The 26346-nt window shown below is 58.9% G+C and carries 23 protein-coding genes; 10 read left to right on the top strand and 13 right to left on the bottom strand.

Features of this window, described 5'->3' with window-relative positions; all coding sequences use genetic code 11:
- Positions 1 to 3: 3 nt before the first annotated feature.
- Both nagZ and psrA read right to left on the bottom strand, forming a co-directional pair.
- Positions 4 to 1002 (bottom strand): beta-N-acetylhexosaminidase, encoded by a 999-nt coding sequence (nagZ, locus tag ALQ04_RS03085; protein WP_183142098.1) that lies wholly within the window; start codon positions 1000 to 1002, stop codon positions 4 to 6.
- A 101-nt stretch (positions 1003 to 1103) separates the two neighbouring features.
- A complete protein-coding gene (gene psrA / locus ALQ04_RS03080; protein ID WP_122314387.1) occupies positions 1104 to 1820 on the bottom strand; it encodes a transcriptional regulator PsrA in 717 nt (238 codons plus the stop codon).
- Positions 1821 to 2036: 216 nt separating this feature from the next.
- Between psrA and lexA the strand changes: the two genes are divergently transcribed.
- Together lexA and sulA are read left to right on the top strand one after the other, a co-directional pair.
- Positions 2037 to 2645: a transcriptional repressor LexA gene (lexA, locus tag ALQ04_RS03075; protein ID WP_122314386.1), complete on the top strand. Its 609-nt coding sequence runs from the start codon at positions 2037 to 2039 to the stop codon at positions 2643 to 2645.
- A 9-nt stretch (positions 2646 to 2654) separates the two neighbouring features.
- Complete coding sequence (gene sulA, locus ALQ04_RS03070) at positions 2655 to 3125, top strand: SOS-induced cell division inhibitor SulA (RefSeq protein ID WP_122314385.1); 471 nt, start codon at positions 2655 to 2657, stop codon at positions 3123 to 3125.
- 14 nt (positions 3126 to 3139) lie between these two features.
- Here the strand turns inward: sulA and ALQ04_RS03065 are convergent, their stop codons facing one another.
- From ALQ04_RS03065 to ALQ04_RS03030, 7 genes are all read right to left on the bottom strand, one after another.
- Positions 3140 to 3373, bottom strand: a complete 234-nt coding sequence (locus ALQ04_RS03065) for a hypothetical protein (protein ID WP_025260738.1) — start codon at positions 3371 to 3373, stop codon at positions 3140 to 3142.
- A 63-nt stretch (positions 3374 to 3436) separates the two neighbouring features.
- Complete coding sequence (locus ALQ04_RS03060) at positions 3437 to 3958, bottom strand: DUF6586 family protein (RefSeq protein ID WP_122314383.1); 522 nt, start codon at positions 3956 to 3958, stop codon at positions 3437 to 3439.
- A gap of 134 nt (positions 3959 to 4092) precedes the next feature.
- On the bottom strand, positions 4093 to 6705 hold the full coding sequence (gene topA, locus ALQ04_RS03055; RefSeq protein WP_122314382.1) for a type I DNA topoisomerase: 2613 nt from the start codon (positions 6703 to 6705) through the stop codon (positions 4093 to 4095).
- Positions 6706 to 6818: 113 nt separating this feature from the next.
- Positions 6819 to 7055 carry a DUF1653 domain-containing protein gene (locus tag ALQ04_RS03050; protein WP_183142096.1) on the bottom strand — a complete coding sequence of 79 codons (237 nt, stop codon included), beginning with the start codon at positions 7053 to 7055 and terminating at the stop codon, positions 6819 to 6821.
- Positions 7056 to 7185: 130 nt separating this feature from the next.
- Complete coding sequence (fadA, locus tag ALQ04_RS03045; RefSeq protein ID WP_122314380.1) at positions 7186 to 8361, bottom strand: acetyl-CoA C-acyltransferase FadA; 1176 nt, start codon at positions 8359 to 8361, stop codon at positions 7186 to 7188.
- Between the two features lie 22 nt (positions 8362 to 8383).
- Positions 8384 to 10531 carry a fatty acid oxidation complex subunit alpha FadB gene (gene fadB / locus ALQ04_RS03040; RefSeq protein ID WP_122314379.1) on the bottom strand — a complete coding sequence of 716 codons (2148 nt, stop codon included), beginning with the start codon at positions 10529 to 10531 and terminating at the stop codon, positions 8384 to 8386.
- Between the two features lie 583 nt (positions 10532 to 11114).
- The gene (locus ALQ04_RS03030) at positions 11115 to 11552 is read right to left on the bottom strand and encodes a hypothetical protein (RefSeq protein ID WP_122314378.1); all 438 of its coding nucleotides are present in this window, start codon (positions 11550 to 11552) and stop codon (positions 11115 to 11117) included.
- A gap of 302 nt (positions 11553 to 11854) precedes the next feature.
- Between ALQ04_RS03030 and ALQ04_RS03025 the strand changes: the two genes are divergently transcribed.
- The gene (locus ALQ04_RS03025) at positions 11855 to 12295 is read left to right on the top strand and encodes a universal stress protein (RefSeq protein WP_122314377.1); all 441 of its coding nucleotides are present in this window, start codon (positions 11855 to 11857) and stop codon (positions 12293 to 12295) included.
- A gap of 72 nt (positions 12296 to 12367) precedes the next feature.
- On the opposite strand, the gene ALQ04_RS03020 is transcribed toward ALQ04_RS03025, so the two are convergent.
- Entirely contained in the window at positions 12368 to 14278 is a 1911-nt protein-coding gene (locus tag ALQ04_RS03020; protein ID WP_122314376.1) for an ATP-binding cassette domain-containing protein, read from the bottom strand.
- 205 nt (positions 14279 to 14483) lie between these two features.
- Here ALQ04_RS03020 and ALQ04_RS03015 point away from each other — a divergent pair, with 205 nt between their 5' ends.
- A complete protein-coding gene (locus ALQ04_RS03015; RefSeq protein ID WP_122314375.1) occupies positions 14484 to 16412 on the top strand; it encodes a transglycosylase SLT domain-containing protein in 1929 nt (642 codons plus the stop codon).
- Between the two features lie 58 nt (positions 16413 to 16470).
- Here the strand turns inward: ALQ04_RS03015 and ALQ04_RS03010 are convergent, their stop codons facing one another.
- Complete coding sequence (locus ALQ04_RS03010) at positions 16471 to 17280, bottom strand: MOSC domain-containing protein (RefSeq protein ID WP_122314374.1); 810 nt, start codon at positions 17278 to 17280, stop codon at positions 16471 to 16473.
- A 94-nt stretch (positions 17281 to 17374) separates the two neighbouring features.
- Positions 17375 to 18307 carry a chemotaxis protein CheV gene (locus ALQ04_RS03005; RefSeq protein WP_122314373.1) on the bottom strand — a complete coding sequence of 311 codons (933 nt, stop codon included), beginning with the start codon at positions 18305 to 18307 and terminating at the stop codon, positions 17375 to 17377.
- 582 nt (positions 18308 to 18889) lie between these two features.
- Between ALQ04_RS03005 and ALQ04_RS03000 the strand changes: the two genes are divergently transcribed.
- From ALQ04_RS03000 to ALQ04_RS02990, 3 genes are all read left to right on the top strand, one after another.
- A complete protein-coding gene (locus ALQ04_RS03000) occupies positions 18890 to 19321 on the top strand; it encodes a hypothetical protein (RefSeq protein WP_122314372.1) in 432 nt (143 codons plus the stop codon).
- Between the two features lie 274 nt (positions 19322 to 19595).
- The gene (locus tag ALQ04_RS02995) at positions 19596 to 20489 is read left to right on the top strand and encodes a sensor histidine kinase (protein WP_122314371.1); all 894 of its coding nucleotides are present in this window, start codon (positions 19596 to 19598) and stop codon (positions 20487 to 20489) included.
- The gene (locus ALQ04_RS02990) at positions 20486 to 21145 is read left to right on the top strand and encodes a response regulator transcription factor (protein WP_122314370.1); all 660 of its coding nucleotides are present in this window, start codon (positions 20486 to 20488) and stop codon (positions 21143 to 21145) included. Before ALQ04_RS02995 ends, ALQ04_RS02990 begins: the two co-directional genes overlap by 4 nt.
- Here ALQ04_RS02990 and yegS read toward each other — a convergent pair.
- Complete coding sequence (gene yegS / locus ALQ04_RS02985; protein ID WP_122314369.1) at positions 21129 to 22046, bottom strand: lipid kinase YegS; 918 nt, start codon at positions 22044 to 22046, stop codon at positions 21129 to 21131. The genes ALQ04_RS02990 and yegS overlap by 17 nt on opposite strands.
- A 483-nt stretch (positions 22047 to 22529) precedes the next feature.
- Between yegS and ALQ04_RS02980 the strand changes: the two genes are divergently transcribed.
- From ALQ04_RS02980 to ALQ04_RS02970, 3 genes are all read left to right on the top strand, one after another.
- Complete coding sequence (locus ALQ04_RS02980) at positions 22530 to 23966, top strand: undecaprenyl-phosphate glucose phosphotransferase (protein ID WP_122314368.1); 1437 nt, start codon at positions 22530 to 22532, stop codon at positions 23964 to 23966.
- Positions 23966 to 25423 carry a mannose-1-phosphate guanylyltransferase/mannose-6-phosphate isomerase gene (locus ALQ04_RS02975; RefSeq protein ID WP_122314367.1) on the top strand — a complete coding sequence of 486 codons (1458 nt, stop codon included), beginning with the start codon at positions 23966 to 23968 and terminating at the stop codon, positions 25421 to 25423. The genes ALQ04_RS02980 and ALQ04_RS02975 overlap by 1 nt, the downstream gene beginning before the upstream one ends.
- 141 nt (positions 25424 to 25564) lie before the next feature.
- Entirely contained in the window at positions 25565 to 26341 is a 777-nt protein-coding gene (locus ALQ04_RS02970; RefSeq protein WP_122314366.1) for a polysaccharide biosynthesis/export family protein, read from the top strand.
- Positions 26342 to 26346 lie beyond the last annotated feature (5 nt).

Below are 26346 nucleotides of genomic sequence, written 5' to 3'. Positions count from 1 at the left end.
TCCTTAATCGATCAATTGGGCATTGCGCAGCGCTTGCAGCGCCGTCAGCCAGCGCGGGTGCTGCCGATAATCCGTCGAGGCATGTGCCTGGCCCCGCATGCGGGTGATGCGCGCAGAAGGCCTGACCTTCAGGCGTTGCGCAGCGCTCAGTGCCAGCTCGGCGGCCGCACGGTCATTGCAGACCAGTCCCATGTCACAACCGGCCACAAGCGCAGCCTCGATACGACTGGCCGCATCACCCACGACATGGGCACCGGCCATGGACAGGTCATCACTGAAGATAACCCCGTCAAATTGCAGTTCGCCGCGCAGGATGTCCTGCAGCCAGCGACGCGAGAAACCGGCAGGTTGCGAATCGACTTGCGGATAGATGACATGGGCCGGCATGACCGCCGCCAGTTGTTGGCTCAGGCGCGCAAAAGGAATCAGGTCCTTGCTGCGAATCTCGTCCAGGCTGCGCTCATCGTTGGGAATCGCGACATGGGAATCGGCTTCAGCCCAGCCATGTCCCGGAAAGTGTTTGCCGGTGGCAGCCATGCCCGCAGCCGCCATGCCACGGATAAAGGCACCGGCCAGCACGGCGGCCCGCTCTGGGTCGCCCTCGAAGGAACGGGTGCCCACCACTGCGCTGCGCTGGAAGTCGAGGTCCAGCACCGGCGCGAAACTCAGGTCCAGGCCCACCGCCAGCACTTCGGTCGCCATCAGCCAGCCACAGTGTTCGGCCAGCGACTCGGCGTCGGGCTTGTCGGCAATCGCCCGCATCGCCGGCAAACGCACAAAACCCTGGCGCAACCGTTGCACCCTGCCGCCTTCCTGATCCACCGCCAGCAGCAAGTCCGGGCGAACGGCACGAATCGCCGCGCTCAACTCGCGTACCTGACGCGGATGCTCGATATTACGGGCAAAGATAATCAGACCGCCCACTTCGGGCTGACGCAGAAACTGACGGTCTTCGGCGGTCAACCAGGTACCGGCGACGTCGACCATCAGGGAGCCTTGCAGGCCAGAACTCATAGAAAAACCCTTCACACACCATTGCCAATCAATCCGGGCATGGTGCTTGATCCTGGAGCCTCGCGCAATGCGGGCTCACTGCAGAATCGTCAGGCCTTGGCCGGAACCGGGGCGCTTGAAGTGCTTTTGGTGCGTGGCTTGAGTTGCGCGGCGATCATCGCGGCATCGGTCACGCCGGTTTCGGCACGCATGCCGGCGGCCAGGAACGGCACCATCAGGCGCATGACCTGCTCGATGGAGGTATTCACTCCGAAGTCGGTTTCGGCGATGGCGCGCAAGGCCTTGATGCCGGACATGCTGAACGCGGCGGCGCCAAGCATGAAGTGCACGCGCCAGAACAGCTCGATAGGCGGGATACGCGGTGCGGCTTCGTTGACCAGCGTCATGTAGCGACGGAACACCTTGCCGTACATGTCTTCCAGATAGCGCCGCAAATGGCCCTGGCTCTGGCTGAACGCAAGCCCCAGCAAACGCATGAAGATCGACAGGTCATTGCCGCTGCGTGGCTGTACGACCAGCGCCTGTTCGACGAGAATTTCCAGCAGCTCTTCAAGGCTTGGCTTGTGATCGGGCTTGGCCTGGCGGCGCTCCAGCTCACGGTCGAGGCTGATGCAGAACGGCCCGAGGAACCGCGAGAACACCGCCTGAATCAAGGCCTTCTTGGAGCCAAAGTGATAGTTCACCGCAGCCAGGTTGACCGATGCCTTGCTGGTGATAAGCCGCAGGGACGTTTCGGCAAAGCCTTTTTCTGCGAACAACTGCTCGGCAGCATCAAGAATACGTTCAACGGTTTCCGACTGGGCCATGGCTCTCTGCCTAACAAACGAACGTTTGAAACATACGTATCAGCCGGGTCCTTTGTCAAGCGGAGCCGTTCATATTGTGGCCGAACAGTCACGTATCCGGCCAGCGGGCGACGGGCTGTAGTCGACCGTCCGGCGCGGAAAATCAAAAGGACGATTGCCAACGCGCCTTCACTGTATATAATCCCAGTCACTGTATAAAAAGACAGAGCGCTCGCCATGATCAAACTGACGCCACGCCAAGCCGAGATTCTGGGCTTCATCAAACGCTGCCTCGAAGACAATGGCTACCCGCCTACACGTGCGGAGATCGCTCAGGAGCTGGGTTTCAAGTCCCCCAATGCGGCCGAGGAACACCTCAAGGCCCTGGCCCGCAAGGGAGCCATCGAAATGACCCCGGGGGCGTCGCGCGGCATTCGCATCCCCGGCTTCGAGCCCAAGCCCGACGAAAACAGCCTGCCGATCATCGGTCGTGTCGCCGCTGGCGCCCCGATCCTGGCCCAACAGCATATCGAAGAGTCCTGCAACATCAACCCGACCTTCTTCCATCCCAGCGCCGACTACCTGCTGCGGGTACACGGCATGAGCATGAAGGACATCGGCATCCTCGACGGCGACCTGCTGGCCGTGCACACCACTCGCGAAGCGCGCAACGGCCAGATCGTCGTGGCCCGGATCGGCGACGAAGTCACGGTCAAGCGCTTCAAGCGTGAAGGCAGCAAGGTCTGGCTGATCGCGGAAAATCCCGAGTTCGCCCCGATCGAGGTCGACCTCAAGGATCAGGAGCTGGTGATCGAAGGCCTGAGTGTCGGCGTCATTCGCCGTTAAGGAGACGTTATGCAGTTCCATCAAGCACCGCACACACAATTACCACTGTTCGAGGCGTTTCTGGCCCAGCCTATCGCCCCGATACTCGCAAATGCAGTCGAAAAGCCATGGCACAACGAGCCGGAATTTTTCAGTGAGTTGTCATTGCGCGGCGCTGCCGGGAACTGCCTGAGCCTCCTGGCACCAATCCTTAGGGAATTGAGCGAAGACACTCATGATCGCTGGCTGACTCTGATTGCCCCGCCTTCGCGCCTTACCCAGACATGGCTGAGGGATGCCGGACTCAACAGGGAACGTATTCTGCTGCTTCAGCCTCGCGGGACTCAAAGCGCACTGGAACTGACCCGTGAAGCACTACGCCTGGGGCGCAGTCATACGGTGGTCAGCTGGATCAACCCGCTTGGCACGGCAGCGCGCCAGCAATTGATCAGCGCGGCACGCATCGGAGATGCACAAAGCCTGAACATCCGACTGGGCTGACAGCCCGGTCGTTGTCAGTGAAGGACTCGCGGTCCGCTGTCCTTCTCCAGCTCGCCTTCAGCCAGACGACCCGCCATCTGCACACCTACGCTCAGCATCGCCTTGGCAATCTCGACGTGCTGACCCTGCATGAAGGACTTGGCATCAGCCGAGAAATCGAGGGTAACCAGCGCCCCTTCATCATCGGCACGACGCAGCTCTATGCGGCCGTCAGGTAGTTCGACAATTTCAAGAAAAGAGGTAGGCATCAGGACAAATACTCCGCGAAAGGCGGGCAGTGTACCAGCCTGCCAGCCTGTAGATCATTGGTTTTAGCACTCGCTCAAGCCTTCACGAAAACGAATGGCCAGACCCTTTAGTTGTTGTCGCCAGCCTTCCAGTTCCTCACGATTCAACTCATGGGCAGGTTCATCATCCAGATTTACCGCCACAATCATCGGCTGAGTCACATCACCCTTCGGCGCTTTGGGTGCACGCGGCGGCTCGAACAGGGCGTTGTAGGCGGCCAGAAGCTGCGCCAGCCAGGTTTGCCGATGCTGCGCCAATTCGACCAGCTCGGCCATTTCCGGAATCGCCACTGTCTCCAGCACTTCCTGGGTCAACAGCAGTTCAGCACGCGGCGCATTGGCCTGAGGCAGACGGTAGAAACCGGCAATCTCATGACACAAGCCCAGCAACGCGCCATACAAATGAAACAATACGGCTTCACGCTCGGCCTGCAAAAGCGCCGGAGCATTCACTGCCTGGCCTTTCTCGGCCTTGCCCAGCGCTTCGAGCGCCAGCCCTGCAAAGAAAATCTTCTGATTGGTGCGGGTATAGAGTTCATGAGCCATGGCGGCATTCTCCATAGACGGTCAGATAAAAACAGCATGGCCACAAGCGCCAAGGCTCTCGACAGGGCAAGCCCGCCAAGAGCCTCTACGCCCAACATGGACCGCAATGCCCGACTCGCGCCGGGCACGCTCGATCAGCGCTTGTCTTCGACCTTCCAGGCGCCACCATCATAGAAGGCACGCCAGCCGGTCGGCTTGCCTTCCACTTCGGTCTGGACATATTGCTCCTTGGTCTTGCGGCTGTAACGAATTACTGCCGGACGGCCATCGGGGTCTTTTTTCGGCGCTTCGCAGAGGAAATGATACTTGGGATCGATTTCGTCCTTGTGCGGGGCGATCTCAATGACCAACGGTGCGCGGGTTTCGCGGTTCTTCGGGAACTGGCTGGCGGCCAGGAACAGCCCGGAAGCACCGTCGCGCAGGATGTAGGTGTCGTCTACCTTGTCGCATTTGAGCTCAGGCATCTTCACCGGATCCATCTTCGGCGGCGCGGCATCACCGCTCTTGAGCAGCTTGCGGGTGTTCTTGCACTCGGAGTTGGTACAGCCGAAGAACTTGCCGAAACGTCCGGTCTTGAGCTGCATTTCACTGCCGCACTTGTCGCACTCCAGGCTCGGACCTTCGTAGCCCTTGATCCGGTAGGTGCCCTCTTCAATCTCGTAACCCGAGCAATCCGGGTTATTGCCGCAGATATGCAGCTTGTGCTTCTCGTCCAGCAGATAGGCATCCATGGCCGTACTGCAGACCGGGCAACGATGCTTGCCACGCAGGACGCGGGATTCGGACTCACCTTCGTCATCATCGGCGATCTCGTCACCGGGCGTCAGGTTGACCGTAGCCTTGCAGCGTTCCTTGGGCGGCAGGCTGTAACCCGAACAGCCCAGGAACACGCCCGTCGACGCGGTACGGATCTGCATCGGACGACCACAGACCTTGCACGGGATGTCGGTCATTACCGGCTGGTTGGCGCGCATGCCACTGTCAGGCGCTTCGGCCACTTCCAGTTTCTTGCGGAAATCGCCGTAGAACTCGTCCAGAACGTTCTTCCAGTCGCGCTCGCCCTGGGCCACGTCATCGAGGTTCTCTTCCATTCCGGCGGTAAAGCCGTAGTCCATCAGGTTGGAAAAGCTCTCGGACAGACGGCCGGTCACGATATCGCCCATCTTTTCCGAGTAGAAGCGGCGGTTGTGCAACGCCACGTAGCCACGGTCCTGAATGGTGGAAATGATCGCCGCGTAGGTCGAAGGACGACCGATGCCGCGTTTTTCCATTTCCTTGACCAGGCTGGCTTCGGAGTAGCGTGCAGGCGGCTTGGTGAAGTGCTGGCTCGGATCCAGCGTGACCAGCTTGAGGGTTTCACCCTGCGCCATGTCCGGCAGTACACCGTCATCGCCCGGCTTGGACATCTGCGGCAGTACGCGGGTGTAACCGTCGAACTTCAGGATACGGCCCTTGGCGCGCAGCTCGAAGTCGCCGGCAGCAACGCTGACGGTGGTCGACAGGTATTGGGCCGGTGGCATCTGGCAGGCCACGAACTGGCGCCAGATCAACTCATAAAGGCGCTCGGCATCACGCTCCATGCCCGACAGCTTGCTTGGGTCGGTATTGACGTCAGACGGACGAATCGCTTCGTGAGCCTCCTGGGCGCCTTCCTTGCTGCTGTAGACATTCGGTGATTCCGGCAGGTACTTCTTGCCGAACTCGGTTTCGATGTAGTCACGCGCCATGCTGACCGCGTCGGCCGACAGGTTGGTCGAGTCGGTACGCATGTAAGTGATGTAGCCCGCTTCATACAAGCGCTGGGCCATCATCATGGTTTTCTTCACCCCGAAGCCCAGGCGGTTACTGGCAGCCTGTTGCAGGGTGGAGGTGATGAACGGTGCCGATGCCTTGCTGCTGGTCGGTTTGTCTTCACGCTTGACGATGCTGTAGCTGGAAGCCTTGAGCTTTTCCAGGGCCGCCATGGCCTGGGCTTCGTTGAGCGGCTTGAAGGCTTCGCCGTTTTCCCGGGCCACTTCAAAGCGCACATTGGCGCCCTTGGCGGTGCCGAGGTCAGCGTGAATTTCCCAGTACTCTTCAGGATTGAAGGCACGAATCTCGCGCTCACGCTCGACCACCAGCTTCACGGCAACCGATTGCACGCGACCGGCAGACAGGCCGCGAGCGACCTTTTGCCAGAGCAGCGGCGAAACCATGTAACCCACGACGCGGTCGAGGAAACGACGAGCCTGCTGGGCATTGACCCGTGCAATATCCAGCTCGCCCGGTTTGGAAAAGGCTTCCTGAATGGCTTTCTTGGTGATTTCGTTGAACACCACACGCTTGAAGCGGCTGTCATCGCCACCGATGGCTTCGCGCAGGTGCCAGGCAATGGCTTCCCCTTCGCGGTCCAAGTCCGTTGCGAGATAGATGGTGTCGGCATCCTTGGCCAGCTTGCGCAGCTCTTCGATCACCTTTTCCTTGCCGGGAAGGATTTCGTATTTGGCCTTCCAGCCCTGTTCGGGGTCGACGCCCATACGCGACACCAGCTGGCGCCGGGCCTTCTCCTTGGGACTCAGTGCGGGAGCTTCACTCGCACTTGCCTTGCCACGCTTTGCGGCAGGTTCCTTGGCAGCACTAGCCGAACCGCTGGTGGGCAGGTCTCGGATATGGCCGATACTCGACTTCACCACGTACTGGTTGCCCAAATACTTGTTGATGGTCTTGGCCTTAGCCGGGGATTCCACGATGACCAGCGATTTGCCCATGGATCAGAAAATTCCTGAAAACTAGATGAAAGACGGAGTGGAGCCTATAAAGGCCACGCTATATATAGTGGCAACAAGGTGAGGTCAAGCACAGGCTGTTGTGCGATCACGACTCACGGACGGGTAAAGAGACTTGCCTCGGCCTGAACCAAAGCAAAGCGCGGCACTTGCTCGCCGTCAACTTCGACAGACTCCAGGAACATGCTCAAAGGACGTACCCACATCCCGTAATCACCGTAAAGCGCCTGATAGAAGACCACTTCTTCTTCGGTCTCGGAATGCCGCGCAACGCTGAAAACCCGGTACTCCGGGCCTTTGTAGTGGCGGTAGAGCCCTGGCTGTAATTGCATGCTGCTGCCCTCGTGAAACATAACTGAAACAATGGGTAAAAAAATGTTCTTTTCCAAAATACAAAAGCCGGGGACCAGGCCCCGGCTCGCATCATTTCAGGGTCTGTCGTCGACAACAGACCCGTCACCCTCAGATGCGTTCAAAAACAGTGGCAATCCCCTGCCCCAGACCAATACACATGGTTGAGACACCCAGGTTGCCGCCATTCTGCTTCATGACATTGAGCAAAGTACCCGAAATACGCGCTCCGGAACATCCAAATGGATGACCCAAAGCAATAGCGCCGCCGTGCAGGTTAACCTTCTCGTTCATCTTGTCGAGCACTTTCAGATCCTTGAGCACTGGCAGGGCCTGTGCAGCGAAGGCTTCGTTGAGCTCGAAGAAGTCGATATCGGAGATGCTCAGACCCGCGCGCTTGAGGGCTTTCTGCGTTGCAGGCACCGGACCGTAACCCATGATTGCAGGGTCAACGCCCGCCACGGCCATCGAGCGGATTACCGCCAGTGGCTGGATTCCCAGGTCCTTGGCGCGCTGGGCAGACATGACGATCATGCACGACGCACCGTCGGTGATCTGCGACGAAGTACCTGCCGTCACGGTGCCACCCTTGGGATTGAAGGCAGGCTTGAGCGCGGCCAGGCTTTCCAGGGTAGTGTCGGGGCGAATGGTTTCGTCGTAGTCGAAGACCTTGAGGAAGCCGTCTTCGTCATAACCCTGCATCGGGATGATCTCGTCCTTGAACTTGCCCTCCAGCGTCGCCTTGTGGGCGAGCTGGTGGGAGCGCAGGCCGAAGGCATCCTGTTGCTCGCGGGTGATGCCATGCATCTTGCCGAGCATTTCGGCAGTCAGGCCCATCATCCCCGAAGCCTTGGCTGCATACAGGGACATGTGCGGGTTCGGGTCGACGCCATGCATCATCCCTACGTGGCCCATGTGCTCGACACCGCCGATCACGAACACATCACCGTTACCGGTCATGATTGCCTGGGCCGCCGTGTGCAGCGCGCTCATCGACGAACCGCACAGGCGGCTGACGGTCTGGGCTGCGGAGGTGTGCGGGATCTGGGTCAGCAACGACGCCATGCGCGCAATGTTCCAGCCCTGCTCCAGGGTCTGGTTGACACAGCCCCAGATGACATCCTCGACCTCGGCCGGATCGATGTTGGCGTTACGCTCCAGCAACTTGCTGATCAGATGTGCCGACATGTCTTCGGCACGGGTGTTGCGGTGCATGCCGCCCTTGGAGCGGCCCATCGGGGTGCGACCGAAGTCGACAATCACGACGTCTCTTGGATTCAAGCTCATACGTTCATTCCTCAGAAGGCGCTTAACCGAAGAAGCTCTGGCCGTTACGGGCCATTTCGCGCAGCTTCGCGGTCGGTTGATACAAGGCACCCAGCTCGGCATATTGGTCAGCGAGGGCAACGAATTGGGCGACGCCGATGGAGTCGATGTAACGCAGCGCACCACCACGGAACGGAGGGAAACCGATGCCGTAGATCAAGCCCATGTCGGCTTCGGCGGCCGTCTCGACGATACCGTCTTCCAGGCAGCGCACAGTCTCCATGCACAACGGGATCATCATCCAGTTGATGATGTCTTCGTCAGTCACTTCACGCTGTTCGTAGACAATCGGTTTGAGAACGTCCAGCACACTCGGGTCGGTGACCTTCTTCGGCTTGCCCTTCTTGTCCGTTTCATAGGCATAGAAGCCCTTGCCGTTCTTCTGCCCAAGACGCTTGGCCTCGTACAGCACATCCACCGCAGAGCGACGATCGTCCTTCATGCGATCCGGGAAGCCTTCGGCCATTACGTCGCGGCCATGGTGCCCGGTATCGATGCCGACCACGTCCATCAGGTACGCAGGCCCCATCGGCCAGCCGAACTTTTCCATGACCTTGTCGATGCGCACGAAGTCCACACCGGCGCTGATCAGCTTGGCGAAACCACCGAAGTACGGGAACAGGACACGGTTGACCAGAAAACCCGGGCAATCGTTGACCACGATCGGGTTCTTGCCCATTTTCTTGGCATAGGCCACGGTCGTTGCCACGGCTTCTTCGCTGGACTTCTCGCCACGAATGACTTCCACCAGCGGCATCATGTGCACCGGGTTGAAGAAGTGCATGCCGACGAAGTTTTCCGGGCGCTTGAGGGCCTGGGCCAACAGGCTGATGGAGATGGTCGAGGTATTGGAGGCCAGAATGGTGTTCTCACCCACCTGGGCTTCGACTTCGGCCAGTACGGACTGCTTGACCTTGGGGTTTTCGACTACAGCTTCGACCACCAGGTCGACATTGCCGAAATCGCCATAGGACAGCGTCGGACGAATCGAGTTGAGCGCTTCGGCCATCTTGGCAGGCGTCAGGCGACCTTTGTCGACCCGCGCGCCGAGCAGCTTGGAAGCTTCACCAAGACCCAGCTGGATGGCTTCCTCGCGGATATCCTTCATCAGGATCGGAGTACCCTTGACCGCCGATTGATAAGCAATACCGCCACCCATGATTCCGGCGCCCAGCACAGCCGCCTGATTCACGCCCTTGGCCAGTGCATCGTAGGCCTTGGATTTCTTTTTCAGTTCCTGATCGTTCAGGAACAGGCCGATCAGACTCTGCGCGGCAGAGGTCTTGGCCATCTTCACGAAACCGGCAGCCTCGACCTCCAGCGCCTTGTCGCGACCGAAGTTGGCGGCTTTCTGGATGGTCTTGATGGCTTCGACAGGAGCCGGATAATTCGGTCCGGCTTGACCTGCGACAAAACCCTTGGCCGTTTCAAATGCCATCATCTGTTCAATGGCATTGAGCTTGAGCTTGTCCAGCTTGGGCTGACGCTTGGCCTTGTAGTCGAACTCGCCGCTGATGGCGCGCTTGACCAGATCCAGGGCTGCAGCCTGAAGCTTCTCGGGAACGACCACCGCATCGACAGCGCCCACCTTGAGCGCGTCTTCGGCAGCGTTTTCCTTGCCGGAAGCAATCCACTCGATGGCATTGTCGGCACCGATGATGCGCGGCAGACGCACAGTGCCGCCAAAGCCCGGGTAAATGCCCAGTTTCACTTCGGGCAGACCGATCTTCGCCGTCGTGGCAATGACCCGGTAATCGGCCGCCAGACACATTTCCAGGCCGCCGCCCAGCGCGATGCCATTGATGGCAACCACTGTTGGAACGCCCAGGTCTTCAAAATCGCTGAAAATCCTGTTGGCTTCCAGATTGCCGGCGATCAGCTCGGCATCCGGCAGCTTGAAGTTGTCAACGAATTCGGTGATGTCGGCGCCAACAATGAACACGTCCTTGCCGCTGGTGACAATCACGCCTTTGACAGAGGCATCGGCCTTGAGGACATCCACAACCTGACGCAATTCGCTCAGGGTAAGGCGATTGAACTTGTTGACGGACTCACCCTTGAGGTCGAAATTCAATTCGACGATGCCACTTTCAAGAGCCTTAACCGTGATGGCTTTACCTTCGTAAATCATCAACTGATCTCCACAATAGGGAAGCTGAACAATACTCGCCGGACCTTAACGTCCGACGAGACTACGACGTCGCCGTCGATGAACACGCCAAATCAAGCACACCCGCCGACGCGGTAGTCAGAGTTCTGTCAGAGCCGTCTGACGACCAAACGATCAATTCATACGCCCGTTTGATTTGGGTATGCACACCATCAGGCAAAACCAAAAAATTGTCAATTCGACGAAACATCAATAAAAACGGCAGATTGCTCGCAATGCACGGTCGACCATCACCCAAGGCCCAATGTTTGATTTGGCCCCATTCAAAAAAGTGATAATGCAAAGCTCACAGCAAAGCCTATACGGCCTTTTTTGCACCGTTGAGACTCACAGAGGAAAAATTCACAAGAAAAACGCGACAAAACGGAGCGCAAGGTCTACAGTCGGGACACGGCATGCAGCCGTTCATCACTCGGTGAACCGCTCACAAGCCATCGGCGACTTCCGGCATTGCACCGCAAGCGCCACGAATTATCGGCCTGCCTGGCCAACCCCCAGCCCGATGCTGTTATCGGGCTTTTTATTGCCTGTAAATCGATGTTTCTCAGGCCAGCGCCCTGAGTACGGCATCGATTCGCTGCAAGACCTGCGGCTCTTCCTTCTCACCCCAGTACAAGGCAATCATCTGCGCATCGGCCTCGACCTTGAATACATCCGCTGGCAACGTATTGAAATGATTTAGCAACCCGGCATCCTCACAGGGTTCGCGCCAGCGATTGAGCCATACACCCGGCTCGCTCTGCCAATACGCCCAGGACGCCATCTGCACCGCCGAGCGAGGCCGATGATATTGAGCACACGGGCTTGGCGGCTCCTTGGCAAGCCAGTGCGGCCACTCCTGAGGCATCAACTGCATGGCCATGCCCTGACGCCGCGCCTCCAGGCGCAAGGCCATTCTGCCGCTCTGCTGGCGCGAGGGACGCAGCCATACCAGCGGGCTCAACATTACACAAATGATTGACAGAACCACCAAGGTCGTCATATTTCTTGTCCCCGCCCGATCAGGCCCTGTACGAAAAATGGCCGCATCCAGAAACATCCGGCATTGAAATGGCTGTGCAAGCGAGCCGATAAAAGGAGATCACCCGACAGAACCGCAGGACGAAAAGCGCCCTTGAGCGCCGGATTCAAACCCTGCCAGCCCGTTATAGCGCCCGATAATCGCCCAGCGACTTTCGGAAGCTGAAAATAATCACAAAAACAATGGCTTGCAAAAGGGTCTGCCCAGAAGCGCGCGAAAAAGCCATACTCACTATTATCGCAATCCTCTCGGAGGACCTCCTCATGTCGTATCAACACGTTCTGGTTGCCATTGACCTCACCGATGAGTGCGACCCGGTCATCCGCCGTGCCCGGGAACTGGCGCAAGCCAGCGACGCAACCCTGTCGATGGTGCATATCGTCGAGCCCATGGCCATGGCCTTTGGCGGCGACGTACCGATGGACCTGTCCCAATTGCAACAGCAGCAATTCGACCAGGCCAAGGAAAAGCTGGAAAAACTCAAGGAAAAGTACCCGGAGATCAAGGCCGGCGAAAGCCATCTGGTCTATGGCCAGCCTCGCCAGGAAATCCACCAGTTGGCCAAGAACCAGAAGTGCGACCTGATCGTCGTCGGCAGCCATGGCCGCCACGGCCTGGCCCTGCTGCTGGGTTCAACCGCCAATGACGTCCTGCATGGCGCCCCTTGCGACGTACTGGCTGTACGCCTCAAAAAGCCTGAATAAAGCGAAAAGCCCGGACATCGTTCCGGGCTTTTCAATACATCTCGCGAATGAATTCGCTCCTGCTGGCCGGTATTACTCGTCAAGCTCGGCCCAGCGCTCCAGCAATGCATCGAGCTGCCCCTGCAGGCTTTCCACCTGAGCCAGCACCGCAGTGGTCTGCTCGGATGAACGCTGGTAGAAACCCGGCTCGGCCATCTCGGCAGTCAGCGCCGCAATCAGCCCTTCCACCTCATCGATCTGCGCCGGCAAGGCTTCCAGCTCACGCTGATCCTTGTAGCTGAGCTTCTTCTTCGCCACCGGCATTTCCTGAGCAGCAACCGGTGCAGCCTGCACCACCGCGCTGTTCAGCTCGGCCTTGCCCGACTTGGTATCAGCCACACCCAGCAGACGCGGCGAACCGCCCTGACGCAACCAGTCCTGATAGCCGCCGACATACTCGCGAACCTTGCCTTCGCCCTCGAAGACCAGGGTGCTGGTTACCACGTTATCCAGGAATGCCCGGTCGTGGCTGACCATCAGCACGGTGCCCTTGAAGGTCAACAGCACCTCTTCGAGCAGTTCCAGGGTTTCCACGTCCAGGTCGTTGGTCGGTTCGTCGAGCACCAGCAGGTTGGCGGGCTTGCTGAACAGCTTGGCCAGCAACAGGCGGGCACGCTCGCCACCGGACAATGCCTTGACCGGCGTACGCGCACGCTGCGGGCTGAACAGGAAGTCGCCCAGATAGCTCAGTACATGCCGACTCTGGCCATCGATGTCGATGAAGTCACGCCCTTCGGCCACGTTGTCGATCACGGTCTTTTCCAGATCGAGCTGGTGACGGAGCTGGTCGAAGTAAGCGACATCCAGACGGGTCCCGACTTCAACCTTGCCTTCGGTCGGCTGCAGGTTGTCCAGCATCAGCTTGAGCAGCGTGGTCTTGCCGGTACCATTGGCGCCCAGCAGACCGATGCGGTCTTCGCGCTGCAGGACCATGGAGAAATCCTTGATCAGGGTCGGGCCGCCCGGATGCGCAAAACTCACGCCGTCGAGGACCATGACCTGCTTGCCGGACTTCTCGGCGGTGTCGAGCTGGATATTGGCCTTGCCGGTGCGCTCGCGACGTTCGCTGCGCTCAACACGCAGCGCCTTGAGGGCACGAACCCGACCTTCGTTACGGGTACGCCGGGCCTTGATGCCCTGGCGAATCCATACTTCTTCCTGAGCCAGACGCTTGTCGAACAGGGCGTTGGCGGTTTCTTCGGCTGCCAGCGCAGCTTCCTTGTGGACCAGGAAGCTGGCGTAGTCGCCATTCCAGTCGATCAGGCCGCCACGGTCGAGCTCCAGAATACGGGTCGCCAGGTTTTGCAGGAATGCCCGGTCGTGGGTAATGAACAACACAGCGCCCTGGAAATCCTTGAGGGCTTCTTCCAGCCAGGCGATTGCGCCGATATCCAGGTGGTTGGTCGGCTCGTCGAGCAGCAGCAGATCAGGTTCGGAAACCAGCGCCTGGGCCAGCAGCACGCGGCGACGCCAGCCACCGGACAACTCGGCCAGGGTCTTGTCGGCCGGCAGTTGCAGGCGGCTCAGGGTGCTGTCGACCAGTTGCTGCAGACGCCAGCCATCACGGGCTTCGAGGTCCTGCTGGACATGCATGAGCTTGTTGAGGTCTTCCTCGGTCACGCAGTTCTGGGCCAGGTGGTGGTATTCGGCGAGCAAGGCGCCTACGCCATCCAGACCTTCGGCGACGACATCGAAGACTGTCCGCTCGTCGGCCACCGGCAATTCCTGGGGCAACTCACCGATCTTGAGGCCGGGCGCACGCCAGACCGCACCGTCATCGGGCTTCTGTACGCCCTTGACCAGCTTCAACATGCTGGATTTGCCTGTGCCGTTACGGCCGATGATGCACACCCGCTCACCACGGGCGATCTGCCAGGACACCTTGTTCAACAACGGCATTGCGCCGAAAGCAAGGGACACATCGCTGAATTTGAGCAGGGTCATGATCTTCTCCAAAAACCGGGCGCGTATTCTACCTGAGATAACCGATGGATGTCGGTATTCATGGCGCCCGGCACCGACAGAGCGCCACGCCTTATAACATCCGGTTTCATTCATATCGGTTACCGTCTTCGGCAATGCTTTCACCCGGGACTGGCAAAAGGCTAAGCTAGCGACACTTTTCACGACTCATCTGCTCGGAAGTCTCATGCGCAGTCGCTTGTTCAGCTTTTTATCCTGCCTGCTACTCTCTGCCACCGCGGCCCAGAATGTTCACGCGGCCGACCTCAGCCAACAACGCAAATTCTACGACGAAGCAAAACGGGCACTGGCCAAGGGCGATTCAGGTCCTTATCAGATGTACAAGTCGGCGCTGGCCAGCTATCCGCTGGAGCCCTATCTCGAATACGACGAACTGACCGCGCGCCTGAAGACCGCCAGCAATCAGGAAATCGAGAGATTCCTGGCCGAGCATGACGACCTGCCACAGGCCAACTGGATGAAACTGCGCTGGTTGCGCTGGCTGGCCGAACGCGGCGACTGGCAGCCCTTCGTCAAGTACTACAGCCCCAAGATGAATTTTGTCGAACTGGATTGCCTGTATGGCCAATACCAGTTGAACAACAACCAGCGCGCCGAAGGCTATGCCAACGCAGAAAAACTGTGGATGACCGGCAAGACTCAGCCAGCCGCCTGCGATGCCTTGTTTGGCCAGTGGGCCGCCGCCGGCCAGTTGACCGAACAGAAACGCTGGCAGCGCGCCAAGCTGGCTGCCCAGGCACGCAACTACCCTCTGGCGACCAGCCTGGTCAACAGCCTCAACTCCCTCGCACCACAGGGCAAGTTGCTGCTGGCCGTGGCCCAGAAACCGGAAATGCTCAATAACCCGGCGCAGTTCGCGCCCGTGGATGAGGCCATGTCCGACGTGGTCGGGCTCGGCCTGCGCCGTCTGGCCCGCCAGGATCCGCAAAAAGCCATGGCGATGCTCGACAGTTATGCGGCAACCATGCACTTCTCGCGTGAAGAGCAGGTCGAGATTGCCAAGGAAATCGGCCTGACCCTGGCGCGCCGCTACGATGACCGCGCCCTGGAGGTCATGACCAAGTATGACCCCGAGCTGCGCGACAATACCGTGACCGAATGGCGCATGCGCCTGCTGTTGCGTCTCGGGCGCTGGGAAGATGCCTACGAGCTTGCCCGCCGCTTGCCGCAGGACCTGGCTACCACCAACCGCTGGCGCTACTGGGAAGCCCGTGCACTGGAACTCGCCCAGCCGAACAGCCCGCTGATTCCCGCGCTGTACAAAGACGTGGCCAAGGAGCGTGACTTCTACGGTTTCCTCGCGGCCGACCGTACCCAGAACCCTTACCAGCTCAATAACAAGCCTCTGGTACTCAGCCCGGCGCTGGTCAACAAGGTACGCAATACGCCCGGCATACGCCGCGCCCTGGAATTCCATGATCGTGGCGAGATCGTCGACGGTCGTCGCGAGTGGTATCACGTCAGCCGTCAGTTCAGCCGCGATGAAATGGTCGCCCAGGCGAGACTGGCCTATGACATGAAATGGTATTTCCCGGCGATCCGCACCATCAGTCAGGCGCAGTACTGGGATGACCTGGATATTCGCTTCCCGATGGCCTACCGCGACACACTGGTTCGCGAAGCCAAGGTACGCGGCCTGCATTCAAGCTGGGTGTTTGCCATTACCCGCCAGGAAAGTGCGTTCATGGATGACGCCCGCTCAGGCGTGGGCGCCAGCGGCCTGATGCAGTTGATGCCGGCCACCGCCAAGGAAACTGCCCGCAAGTTCAGCATTCCGCTGGCCTCGCCGCAGCAGGTGTTCGATCCGGACAAGAATATCCAGCTCGGCGCTGCGTACCTCAGTCAGGTGCACGGCCAGTTCAATGGCAACCGGGTGCTCGCCTCGGCAGCCTACAACGCCGGACCGGGCCGTGTCCGGCAATGGCTCAAGGGTGCAAACCATCTGGCATTCGACGTCTGGGTAGAGAGCATTCCCTTCGACGAAACACGCCAGTACGTGCAGAACGTGTTGTCTTATTCGGTGATCTACGGCCAGAAGCTCAACTCACCCCAGCCACTGGTGGACTGGCACGAACGCTTCTTCGACGATCTGTAAGGATTGACCCCACAGAAGGCAGCCTTGCGCGGCCTTCTGCGGGTATCCCGCCAAACGATTATTCCAGCACTTCGACCGGCATGCCCACTTCCAGCTCGCCCGGTCCGTCATTGACCATGTTCTGGCCAAACAACACGTCACCTTCGACTTCGCGATAGGTTTTCAGCGTGGTCAGGGGTTCACGGTCTTCGTTGCGCAGGCCGGTAGCCGGATCAATGGTGGTCAGGATGCAACGGGAACACGGCTTGAGCAGGCGAAACTCCATCGTGCCGATGCGGATACGCTTCCAGCTGTCCTCGGCAAAGGCCTCGGCGCCTTCGATCACCAGATTCGGCCTGAAGCGCAACATTTCCAGCGGCCGCCCTACCCTGGCAGACAGATCGTCGAGCGATCCCTGGCCTATCAGCAGCAGTGGAAAACCATCGGCAAACGCCACCTTGTCATTGCCCGTGCCGTAGCCAGCGGGCAATGAGCGGGCACGATCTGCCGACACATACACCATGCGTGTCGGCTTGCCGATGAACTCGCTGACCCAGGCAGCCGCCTCTTCTCCCGCATCCGGCACCTGCAAGGTATCGCGCCAGACCGTCACGCCCCGCAGAGCGGCTTCGACACCGGCAGGCACCGCCACATCCAGAGGCTGGAAACCGGGAGCGGAAAGCGTCACGCCACCGGCCGCATTCCACAAGACGGACAGCTGGGACATATGCGGCAAGGCGCGCTGGGTAAAGAAACGGCCGGTGCCTGCATCTACCAGCATCCAGCGTCGATCACCTGCCAGCCCCAACTCATCGAAGGATGCACGTTGCAGCACTTCGGGTTTGCAGGATTTGAGGGGGAAGCGGTAAAGAGAAGCGAGACGTAGCATGGACCTGATCCTTGGGGGCTCGAAAAACTGCGACATGAAAGTCGCAGCTTATACGAGCCAGCCTCGGCAGGGCACCTGCAAACCCGCAAATGTTTCAGCCGCCATTGACCATGATCAGGCGCTGACGCACCACTTCGACCAGTTTGTCGGGCTGGAACTTGGAGAGGAAGTTGTCACAACCGACCTTCTTGACCATCGACTCGTTGAAGCTACCGGACAGCGAGGTATGCAACACGATGTACAGGCTGCGCAGACGCGGGTCGTTGCGGATTTCCGTGGTCAGACGATAGCCGTCCATCTCGGGCATCTCGGCATCGGTAAAGACCATCAGCAACTTCTCTTCGACATTCTCACCGGCATCCGCCCAGCCTTTGAGCATGTTCAGAGCCTTGAGACCATCGCTGGCCACATGCAACTTGAGCCCCAGCTGGGACAGGGTGTCACGCAACTGGGCCAGCGCCACCTTGGAGTCGTCGACCAGGAGGATTTCGCGACCACGCGCGTGATCCAGAACCGGGTCTTCGAGCTTCTCGCGGGACACCTTGGCGTTGTAAGGCACGATCTCGGCGAGGACTTTTTCCACGTCGATGATTTCGACCAGTTGATCGTCGACCTTGCTGATGGCCGTCAGATAGTGCTGACGACCGGCACTCGTCGGCGGCGGCATGATCGCGTCCCAGTTCATGTTGACGATACGGTCCACGCCACCGACCAGGAACGCCTGCACGGAGCGGTTGTATTCGGTGACGATGATGGTGCTGCCAGGACCCGGCACCAGCGGACGCATGCCGATCGCCTGAGACAGGTCAATTACCGGCAACGTCTGGCCGCGCAGGTTGACTACACCGCAGACAAATGCGTGTCGTTGCGGCATCAGGGTCAGCTTGGGTAACTGGAGCACTTCCTGGACCTTGAAGACGTTGATCGCGAACAACTGACGACCGGCAAGGCGAAACATGAGGATTTCCAGGCGATTCTCGCCCACCAGCTGTGTGCGTTGATCTACTGTGTCGAGAATGCCTGCCATTTATCTATAGCTCCTGAAGCGTTGATCACGATGAGTCTGCAGTACCTGTATCGGCTGCAACAAGCCGGACCTTAATAGCCATAAATACAATGTCCAAGCATTGATGTCACATTACCATCATGCTTTACTGATGTCGCACAGCCCGTGGTCAAATATGACAGAAAACTCCTGTTTGGCCCTCACACAAAAACAGGCTCGACACTTTCGAGCCTAGGGGATCCCCTGAGCCCCTATCAGGGCCGACCTGATATTCTCAACCCTCAATAGCCACTATTGTGACGCCATTCTCATATATATGAATGGAGTCAGGCTTTTGTTCGCTTACCGGTCCGTGCAATCGGCCAGCCCGCTGAGGCTCAAAACTGCGCCTCTCTGGCGTAGTGCCACGGCAAAACTGGAGCATCCATTGCGGTCCGATAACGGATTGGCGGCTTGCAAAGCCTCATCTGTCCATCATCGAAAAGCCAACGCTCAGCAACATTCAGAAAGCACCTACATACTTTCATTTGAAATCAACATTAACTGTCGTCCATTCGCTGCGGGCGAAACACATTCGCGACTTACACTGCGTGGAGACAGAGGATGTTGAACAGCAATGAGTGGCAGGAAAAGCATGATCAGTTCCTCAGGGATTCGCTGACCCTCCTCTACAAGTCGGAGGAATGCCTGTCGCATCTGGAAATGATCGTCGACGATGACGACGCCATTGAGGCCCTGCTGAACCATCTGCTCAAGCTGAACCATGAGGCCCGCAGCGCTTCGGTAGAAAGCCTGGCCGATTTTTCCCGGCAACTACGACTGTCGATCACCCAGGCCCGCCAGAGCGGCGGGTTTTCGCAGGAAGTCCTGCACACGCTGAAAAGCTGTCTGGCCCTGATGTCCTGGCAACTGGAGCTGATCGACCCGCAGACCGGCGAAATGCTCCTGGACAATGAAGAGCAACAGGAGCTATTGGCAAAACTTGGCGATATTGCCAGTCACTCCGGGTCATCCGGGGACGCCAGCCACACATAACGCCCACCCTGAACCCGGTCGATACACTCGAAAAGATATACCCCCAAAAATATCAAGACACTCTATCGGCTCCTGCCCCCGGCGACATCGCCCTGCAATTTCCTGTTTACAGGAAAGCCGGTTAACCATTAAATCGCCTGTGCATTGAGATAAGATCTCAAGCAGGACATGGACAGACTTGCGGATTGAAGAGCTGCCATACAACTGCCTGAGATCGCCCTGGCCTCGATAAAGCCAGGCTATCCGCACTGACCATCAAGTGGCGCCATTCGTTATGCATGCCAGCAGGAAGCTCCCGGGGTTTCGATCCCTCGACACGAAAAATGCCCAATGGCTCACGAACGTGCTGTGCACTGGCGCGATCCTTGGCAACATTGGCCTGTTCGTCAGCTCCGACACCCTGCCCCTTGCCCTGCTGGCCCTCAACCTGATCACCTTCGTAAGTGTCTGGCTCGCCCAGTTGCGTACCCGTCAGCTGATACAACTCCAGCCCCAGGAACTGGCGCAACGGATGCTGGAAGTCCAGGAAAGCGAGCGCCATCGGCTGAGCCGGGAATTGCATGACGACATCGGCCAGATGCTCACCGCAGCAAGGATCCAGTGCGACTGGCTGCAACGCCGCCTGCCGACGGAACTGCAATCGCACGGCACGCAATTGAACGACATCCTTGAAGAAACCCTGGACAAGGTCCGCGACCTGTCAGGCATCCTCAATCCCCGCCAGCTGTCGAGCCTGGGACTGGAAGCCAGCCTGCGTGCCCATCTGCTGAACGCCCTGACCGACAGCCAGGTGCGCTGGAGCCTGGAGTGTCACCAGCGGCTGGCTGGTATTCCCGAGGAAATGGCAGTGGCTGCCTTTCGCATCACCCAGGAAGCGGTGACCAACATGCTGCGCCACGCCCATGCGAAAAACCTGCTGGTGCGCCTGCAACGCCTGCCCGAAGGACTGTCACTGTTCATTACCGACGACGGTATCGGCTTCGAGCCCGCTGCCAACCCGGCGCATGAAGGCCAGCGCGGCATAGCCGGCATGGCCGAACGGGTCGCCTTGCTCAAGGGCTCCTGGAACCTGCACAGCGCGCCGGGCAACGGCACACAGATCGACATATTGTTTCCCTGGGCTCCTCGCACACACGAACGGGCCAACGCACACAAGAACTCTCAATGACCTGCAATCTCTTATTGATCGATGACCACTCACTGATCAGGGCCGGCGTGCGCGCCCTGGTTTCAGACATTCCCGGCTATGCCGTCATTGGCGAAGCCTGCGATGGCAGCCAACTGGTGAGTCTGGCGCTGGAACTGCAACCGGACATCATCCTTCTGGACATCACCATGAAGGACACCAATGGCCTCGACGCGCTTGAGCAACTGCTGATGGTGCAGCCGCACAGCAAGGTGCTGATCATCTCGATGCACACCGACCCCGATACGATCATGGGAGCCCTGGAAATGGGCGCCCATGGCTATCTGCTCAAGGACGCGACCGCCAGGGAACTGGAACAGGCCCTCGAAGCCCTGCGCAACGATGAGCGTTACCTGAGCCCGGCCATTGCCCACACCGTGATCAACCGGGCGTTGCGCGGTCCGAAAACCAACCGGCCCGAGGCGCTGGACAAATACAACCTCACCGCTCGCCAGCTGGAAATCCTGCGCCTGGTCGTGCGCGGCAAATCCACCCGGGAAATTGCCAACGGCCTGGGCCTGAGCATCAAGACCGTGGAAAGCCATCGCTCGCAGATCATGAAGCGCCTGCAGATCTACGATGTCGCCGGACTGGTGCTGTTCAGTGTCCGCGAACGGATCATCAGCCTGGACGATTGAGTGCCTGCTGCGCTCCAAGCACCGGTGAATTCTTCGGCAGATGAACCTGCAAGGCTGCGGGACGAGCCACGAAGCGCAGGTTTTCGCCCGACAAGGGTTCACCGTCCAGATTGATGTCCAGCCCCTGGGCTGACTTCAGCTCAACCCACGGCAGGCGTGCGCGAACGAACATGTTGTCGATCCCCAGCCCACCTTCGAGCAGGCGCTTTAGGGTTCCGACCACTTCCTGGGGCGCTGGAAGAATGCTGATGTCGAGCAGGCCATCATCGACCATAGCCTCCGGACACAGCACGTGCCCGCCTCCAGCCTGGCGACCGTTGCCGATACCCAGGGCGAGCAGATTGCCACGCCAGTGAAAATCCGGACCGACCAGTTCCCCGTGCGCGGCATGCAGCTCGCTGAACCGCGACAGCCCGGTAAACAGATAGGCTGCACCACCCAGAACCTTCTTCAGGTCTTCGGAAGTATTGGCCGTCACCTGGCTGCCAAAGCCGCCGGTCGCCATGTTCAGGAACAGCTTGCCGTCCACCTCGCCGAGATCGACCGCACGCGGCTCTACATCCAGCAGGTCCAGCGCATCCGGCACCTCCAGCGGCACACCGGCAGCCCGGGCGAAATCATTGGCGGTGCCCAGCGGCAGGATGACCATGCTGCTCTGCGTCCCGGCCTGTGCCAGGGCTTCGGCAATATCGCGGACCGTCCCGTCCCCGCCGCCTGCGATGATGTGCGTATGCCCGGCGTCCAGCGCCTCGGCGACCAGACGCTGCGCGTCGCCGCCTTCCCAGGTCAGACGCACATCCAGTTCCCAGCCTTGCGTGCGTTTTTCCAGCACGGCACTGCGTACATCCTCATTCAGCGACTGCTTGCCGTGCAGAATCAGAATCGCTCTGCGCTTTGTCATGACGCCTCCCCATAATCGATGAATGTACGAACATACTTTCCATGTAGTACGAGGATGTGACCCCCGCCATACGAGAAAAAGCCCACCACCTGCGAATAATTTTTTTCATACGCCTGCTGGCGAGGTGCTACCTGAAAATACTGGGGCAAAACCTCTGCAACGCATCTGCCACGCCACATGAAGCCAAAATAAAATCACTTGAAAGAAACTTTTTTTGTTTCATGAGCTTTACTGTCAAGAAACCTCCATTCGAGGGTGCTCTCCTTCTTAAATCAGCGAAAAGACTTACACGATCAAAGGCTTTGGATGATTCAAAAAGATAGGCAGCAATTCAGCAAATCCTGAAAAAGCCCAAAAACGACAAATAAATGGCTTTTTTCAAAAGAAATAAATAGAAAAGATATTTTTTTGACTCTAGGATATTACGACCGACAGATCATGGACCGGCACTCGACCATGAGTGTCATGCAGTGAGGGAGCTTTATGCGGTTGCAACCAGTCGACAGTCTTTCGCTTACCCGCACCAGTCTGGTCGAGTACTTTCTGTTAGGCATCCGCCTGATACATGGAATTTCCTGCATCCTGCCGGGGCTTTTGATCCTTGCCTTCCAGCACGACGGTGCCTTGCAGAACCCGCAGGACTACGTGGTGATGCCGCTGTTTTTCAGCGTGGTCAGCGTGTTGATCTTCCAGGCCCTGGGGGTGTATTCCGAAGCACTGTTCAGTAACGCCTTGCGCTTGCGCGTGATCATCTTCGCCTGGTCTGCCGCTTTCGGCGTGTTGCTGTTCATGCATCAGACCATGGGCTTTTTCGAGCACCTGTCCAACGAACAACTGATTTTCTGGTACCTCAGCAGCCTGACCCTATTCTGCATCGTGCGCCTGCTGATGCTGGTGTTCTTCAAGCATCAGATGCGCAAAGGCATCTTTCTGCAGAACGCGGTGATTCTCGGCGCCACGGAAAACGGTCTGCGCCTGGCCGAATACCTGCTGGAACATCAGGATATCCGCTCCGGCGTGACCGGCTTTATCGATGACCGCATCGGCCGCATGCCCAAGACCGTCGCCAACCTGCCGTTACTGGGCAACACCAGCGACCTGGAGCGGCTGATCCGCGAAGAGAAAGTGACCCAGGTACTGGTCGCCCTGCCCTGGACCGCCGAAAACCGCATGGACTACATCATTCGCGAACTGCGCAGGCTGCCGGTGAACGTCTTGCTGGTGCCGGACATGATCGCCTTCAGGCACACCCACAACCGCATCACCGAAGTCGCCAAGCTGCCGATGTTCAATGCCTCGGATGTACCGCTCAATGGCTGGTCGCCGTTCTTCAAGCGCGCCGAGGATATTGTGCTGTCGACACTCGCAGTGCTGGCGCTGTCGCCGATCATGCTGCTGATTGCCCTGGCGATCAAACTCGATTCGCCGGGCCCGGTGCTGTTCCGGCAGAAACGCTATGGTTACAACAACCGGTTGATCGAGGTCTTCAAGTTTCGTTCGATGCATCAGCATCAGGCCGATGCAACCGCCGAGCAACAGACCACCCGAGGTGACGCCAGGGTCACGCGGGTCGGGCGCTTCATACGCAAGACCAGCCTGGATGAGCTGCCACAGTTGTTCAATGTGGTGGCGGGCAGTATGTCAATGGTGGGACCTCGGCCCCACGCAACGGCAACCAAAGCGGCCGGCATTCTCTTCGAGCAAGCGGTGAAGGAGTACACGTCACGCCACAGGGTCAAGCCGGGAATCACCGGCCTGGCCCAGATCAAAGGCTATCGTGGTGAAACAGACACCGTGGAAAAAATCGAAAAGCGCGTCGAATTCGATCTTGAGTACATAGAAAACTGGTCCGTCTGGTTCGACCTTTACATTCTTATGCGCACTGTTCCGGCAGTGCTCTTCACTCGTGAGGCTTATTGATGAGCAACCTCATCCCCTGCATCATCGCCGGCGGCTCCGGCACCCGACTCTGGCCAGTCTCTCGCGAAGCCATGCCCAAGCCTTTCATGCGTCTTCCCGATGGCGAAAGCCTGCTGCAAAAAACCTTCAAGCGCGCCACCGGCCTGCCGGAAGTCGAACGGCTGCTGACGGTCACCAACCGTGAAGTGTATTTCCGTACCGCTGACGACTATCGCCAGCTCAACAAGAGCAAGGTGCCACTGGATTTCCTTCTGGAACCCTTTGGCCGCAACACCGCGCCAGCCATCGCGGCGGCTGCCCTGCATGTATCGCGCCTGTACGGCGATAACGCCAAGCTGCTGGTGCTGCCTGCCGATCACCTGATCACCGATGTGGCCGCCTTCTCCAGGGCGGTCGGTGTCGCCCAGGAACTGGCCGATCAGGGCTGGCTGGTGACCTTCGGGATTCTGCCGACCAAACCGGAAACCGGCTTCGGCTATATCGAAAAGGGCCAGTCACTCAATACCGAGGGCTATCAGGTCGCCCGCTTCATCGAGAAACCCGATGCCGCCACGGCTCAGGGTTATGTGGACGGCGGCTTGCACTTGTGGAACGCCGGGATGTTCTGCATGCGCATCGACGCCCTGCTGCGCGAACTGGAAACCCACGCCCCGGACGTGTTGAAGGCAACCAGGGCCTGCCTTGAAAAGAGCATCAGCAAGGAAGGTAACCATGAGCTGCAACTGGAACTGGACAGCGATCTGTTCGCCCAGGTCCCGGATATCTCCATCGATTACGCGCTGATGGAACGCTCGCAGAAAGTCGCCGTAGTGCCTTGCCAACTGGGCTGGAGCGATATCGGCTCGTGGCAGGCGGTACGCGAACTCACCCCGGCAGATGCAAAGGGCAACCAGTGCAACGGCCAGACCGTATTGCATGACGTGACCAACTGCTACATCGACTCCCCGAAACGTCTGGTGGGCGCCGTGGGCCTGGACAATCTGGTCATCATCGATACCCCGGACGCCCTGCTGATCGCCGACGGCGCGCGCAGCCAGGACGTGAAGATCATCGCCCAGGAGCTCAAGCGCCAGGGTCATGATGCCTATCGCCTGCACCGCACGGTTACCCGTCCATGGGGCACCTACACGGTGCTTGAGGAAGGCAAGCGCTTCAAGATCAAGCGCATCGTGGTGCGTCCGCAGGGATCGCTGTCACTACAGATGCACCACCATCGCAGCGAGCACTGGATCGTGGTCAGCGGCATGGCGCGGGTCACCAACGGCGAGCGCGAATTCATGCTCGATACCAACGAGTCGACCTTCATCAAACCGGGACACACGCATCGACTGGTCAATCCGGGCGTCATCGACCTGGTAATGATCGAAGTGCAAAGCGGCGAGTATCTGGGAGAAGACGACATCGTGCGCTTCACTGACATTTATGGCCGGGCTCCGGAGCAGGTAGCCAAGGCATGAAGAACATCAGGGTCAACATGACACGGACATCAACGATGACGAGGAACTGAGCCAACACGCACTGGACAGGCAGTACCGGCCAACATGATTTCTTTACCCGTAAAGGGAGCCTTATTCGTGCATGACAGGAGTTCAGGACCGATGAAAAGCATTCTGCTGTTAATCAGCGTATTGCTGCTAAGCGCTTGCAATACCCCCGCCAGGGTGGGCTTGCCCGATGACCAGGCCCAGATAGATGCAGGCAAGGCTGCCGGCAGGGCTCTGGCGGGCAAACCCTTGCCACCGGAACGGATTCGCCCCGGAGATACCTTGCGTATCGTGCGCAATACCGGGGAAGCGCCGTCCATCTCGGCCTTCACCGCCAACTCCATCTACGAGCTGACGCTGTTTCAAGTGCTCAATGACGGGACCTTTTCCTATCCCTACATCGGTACGGTCAAGGCGGCCGGCCTGACCCTGCAGCAACTCAACGACCTGCTGGAAAGCAAACTCAAGGATGTCTACCGCGAGACGGCCCTGACCATCAATATTTCCCAGTCGCCGGGCAATACGGTGTTCGTCGGCGGAGCGGTGCGCAACTCGGTGACGCTGCCGGTGAATGTGGCCACCAACCTGGAACAGGCGCTGGTCGGGGCCGGCGGAGTCGCCCTCGATGCCGATGCCGGCCAGGTAGCGCTGTTGCGTCTGGAAGACAACGGTTTCTACAAGACCTACTTCTTCGACTACAGCAAGTTTCTCTGGGCAGACGCTGGCGGCCCGCGCGCGCCGGTCCTGCTGCAACGCGGCGATGTAGTGTTCGTCCCCAAATCCTCGGTCGGAAACAAGGTGGACGGTGTCAACCTGTACTTCAACCAGTTGATTCCTTTCGCGAAATCGATAGGCCTGGGCTTGAACTACGAGTTGCGCAACAACAACTAATCGTC

The sequence above is a fragment of the Pseudomonas cichorii genome (assembly GCF_003700275.1).
Classification (GTDB): Bacteria; Pseudomonadota; Gammaproteobacteria; order Pseudomonadales; family Pseudomonadaceae; genus Aquipseudomonas; species Aquipseudomonas cichorii_B.
The sequence above is the reverse complement of the archived record's forward strand: the minus strand, read 5'-3'. Positions and strand labels throughout refer to the sequence as shown.

Coding starts and splice junctions, on each gene's coding strand:
- fadA (WP_122314380.1), bottom strand. CDS start 8,361: ATGAGCTTGAATCCAAGAGACGTCGTGATTGTCGACTTCGGTCGCACC.
- ALQ04_RS03000 (WP_122314372.1), top strand. CDS start 18,890: ATGTTGAACAGCAATGAGTGGCAGGAAAAGCATGATCAGTTCCTCAGG.
- yegS (WP_122314369.1), bottom strand. CDS start 22,046: ATGACAAAGCGCAGAGCGATTCTGATTCTGCACGGCAAGCAGTCGCTG.
- ALQ04_RS02995 (WP_122314371.1), top strand. CDS start 19,596: ATGCATGCCAGCAGGAAGCTCCCGGGGTTTCGATCCCTCGACACGAAA.
- ALQ04_RS03005 (WP_122314373.1), bottom strand. CDS start 18,307: ATGGCAGGCATTCTCGACACAGTAGATCAACGCACACAGCTGGTGGGC.
- ALQ04_RS03060 (WP_122314383.1), bottom strand. CDS start 3,958: ATGGCTCATGAACTCTATACCCGCACCAATCAGAAGATTTTCTTTGCA.
- lexA (WP_122314386.1), top strand. CDS start 2,037: ATGATCAAACTGACGCCACGCCAAGCCGAGATTCTGGGCTTCATCAAA.
- ALQ04_RS03050 (WP_183142096.1), bottom strand. CDS start 7,055: ATGCAATTACAGCCAGGGCTCTACCGCCACTACAAAGGCCCGGAGTAC.
- ALQ04_RS03030 (WP_122314378.1), bottom strand. CDS start 11,552: ATGACGACCTTGGTGGTTCTGTCAATCATTTGTGTAATGTTGAGCCCG.
- ALQ04_RS03065 (WP_025260738.1), bottom strand. CDS start 3,373: ATGCCTACCTCTTTTCTTGAAATTGTCGAACTACCTGACGGCCGCATA.
- sulA (WP_122314385.1), top strand. CDS start 2,655: ATGCAGTTCCATCAAGCACCGCACACACAATTACCACTGTTCGAGGCG.
- ALQ04_RS02990 (WP_122314370.1), top strand. CDS start 20,486: ATGACCTGCAATCTCTTATTGATCGATGACCACTCACTGATCAGGGCC.
- ALQ04_RS03010 (WP_122314374.1), bottom strand. CDS start 17,280: ATGCTACGTCTCGCTTCTCTTTACCGCTTCCCCCTCAAATCCTGCAAA.
- ALQ04_RS03015 (WP_122314375.1), top strand. CDS start 14,484: ATGCGCAGTCGCTTGTTCAGCTTTTTATCCTGCCTGCTACTCTCTGCC.
- ALQ04_RS03020 (WP_122314376.1), bottom strand. CDS start 14,278: ATGACCCTGCTCAAATTCAGCGATGTGTCCCTTGCTTTCGGCGCAATG.
- topA (WP_122314382.1), bottom strand. CDS start 6,705: ATGGGCAAATCGCTGGTCATCGTGGAATCCCCGGCTAAGGCCAAGACC.
- psrA (WP_122314387.1), bottom strand. CDS start 1,820: ATGGCCCAGTCGGAAACCGTTGAACGTATTCTTGATGCTGCCGAGCAG.
- fadB (WP_122314379.1), bottom strand. CDS start 10,531: ATGATTTACGAAGGTAAAGCCATCACGGTTAAGGCTCTTGAAAGTGGC.
- ALQ04_RS02980 (WP_122314368.1), top strand. CDS start 22,530: ATGCGGTTGCAACCAGTCGACAGTCTTTCGCTTACCCGCACCAGTCTG.
- ALQ04_RS02975 (WP_122314367.1), top strand. CDS start 23,966: ATGAGCAACCTCATCCCCTGCATCATCGCCGGCGGCTCCGGCACCCGA.
- ALQ04_RS03025 (WP_122314377.1), top strand. CDS start 11,855: ATGTCGTATCAACACGTTCTGGTTGCCATTGACCTCACCGATGAGTGC.
- ALQ04_RS02970 (WP_122314366.1), top strand. CDS start 25,565: ATGAAAAGCATTCTGCTGTTAATCAGCGTATTGCTGCTAAGCGCTTGC.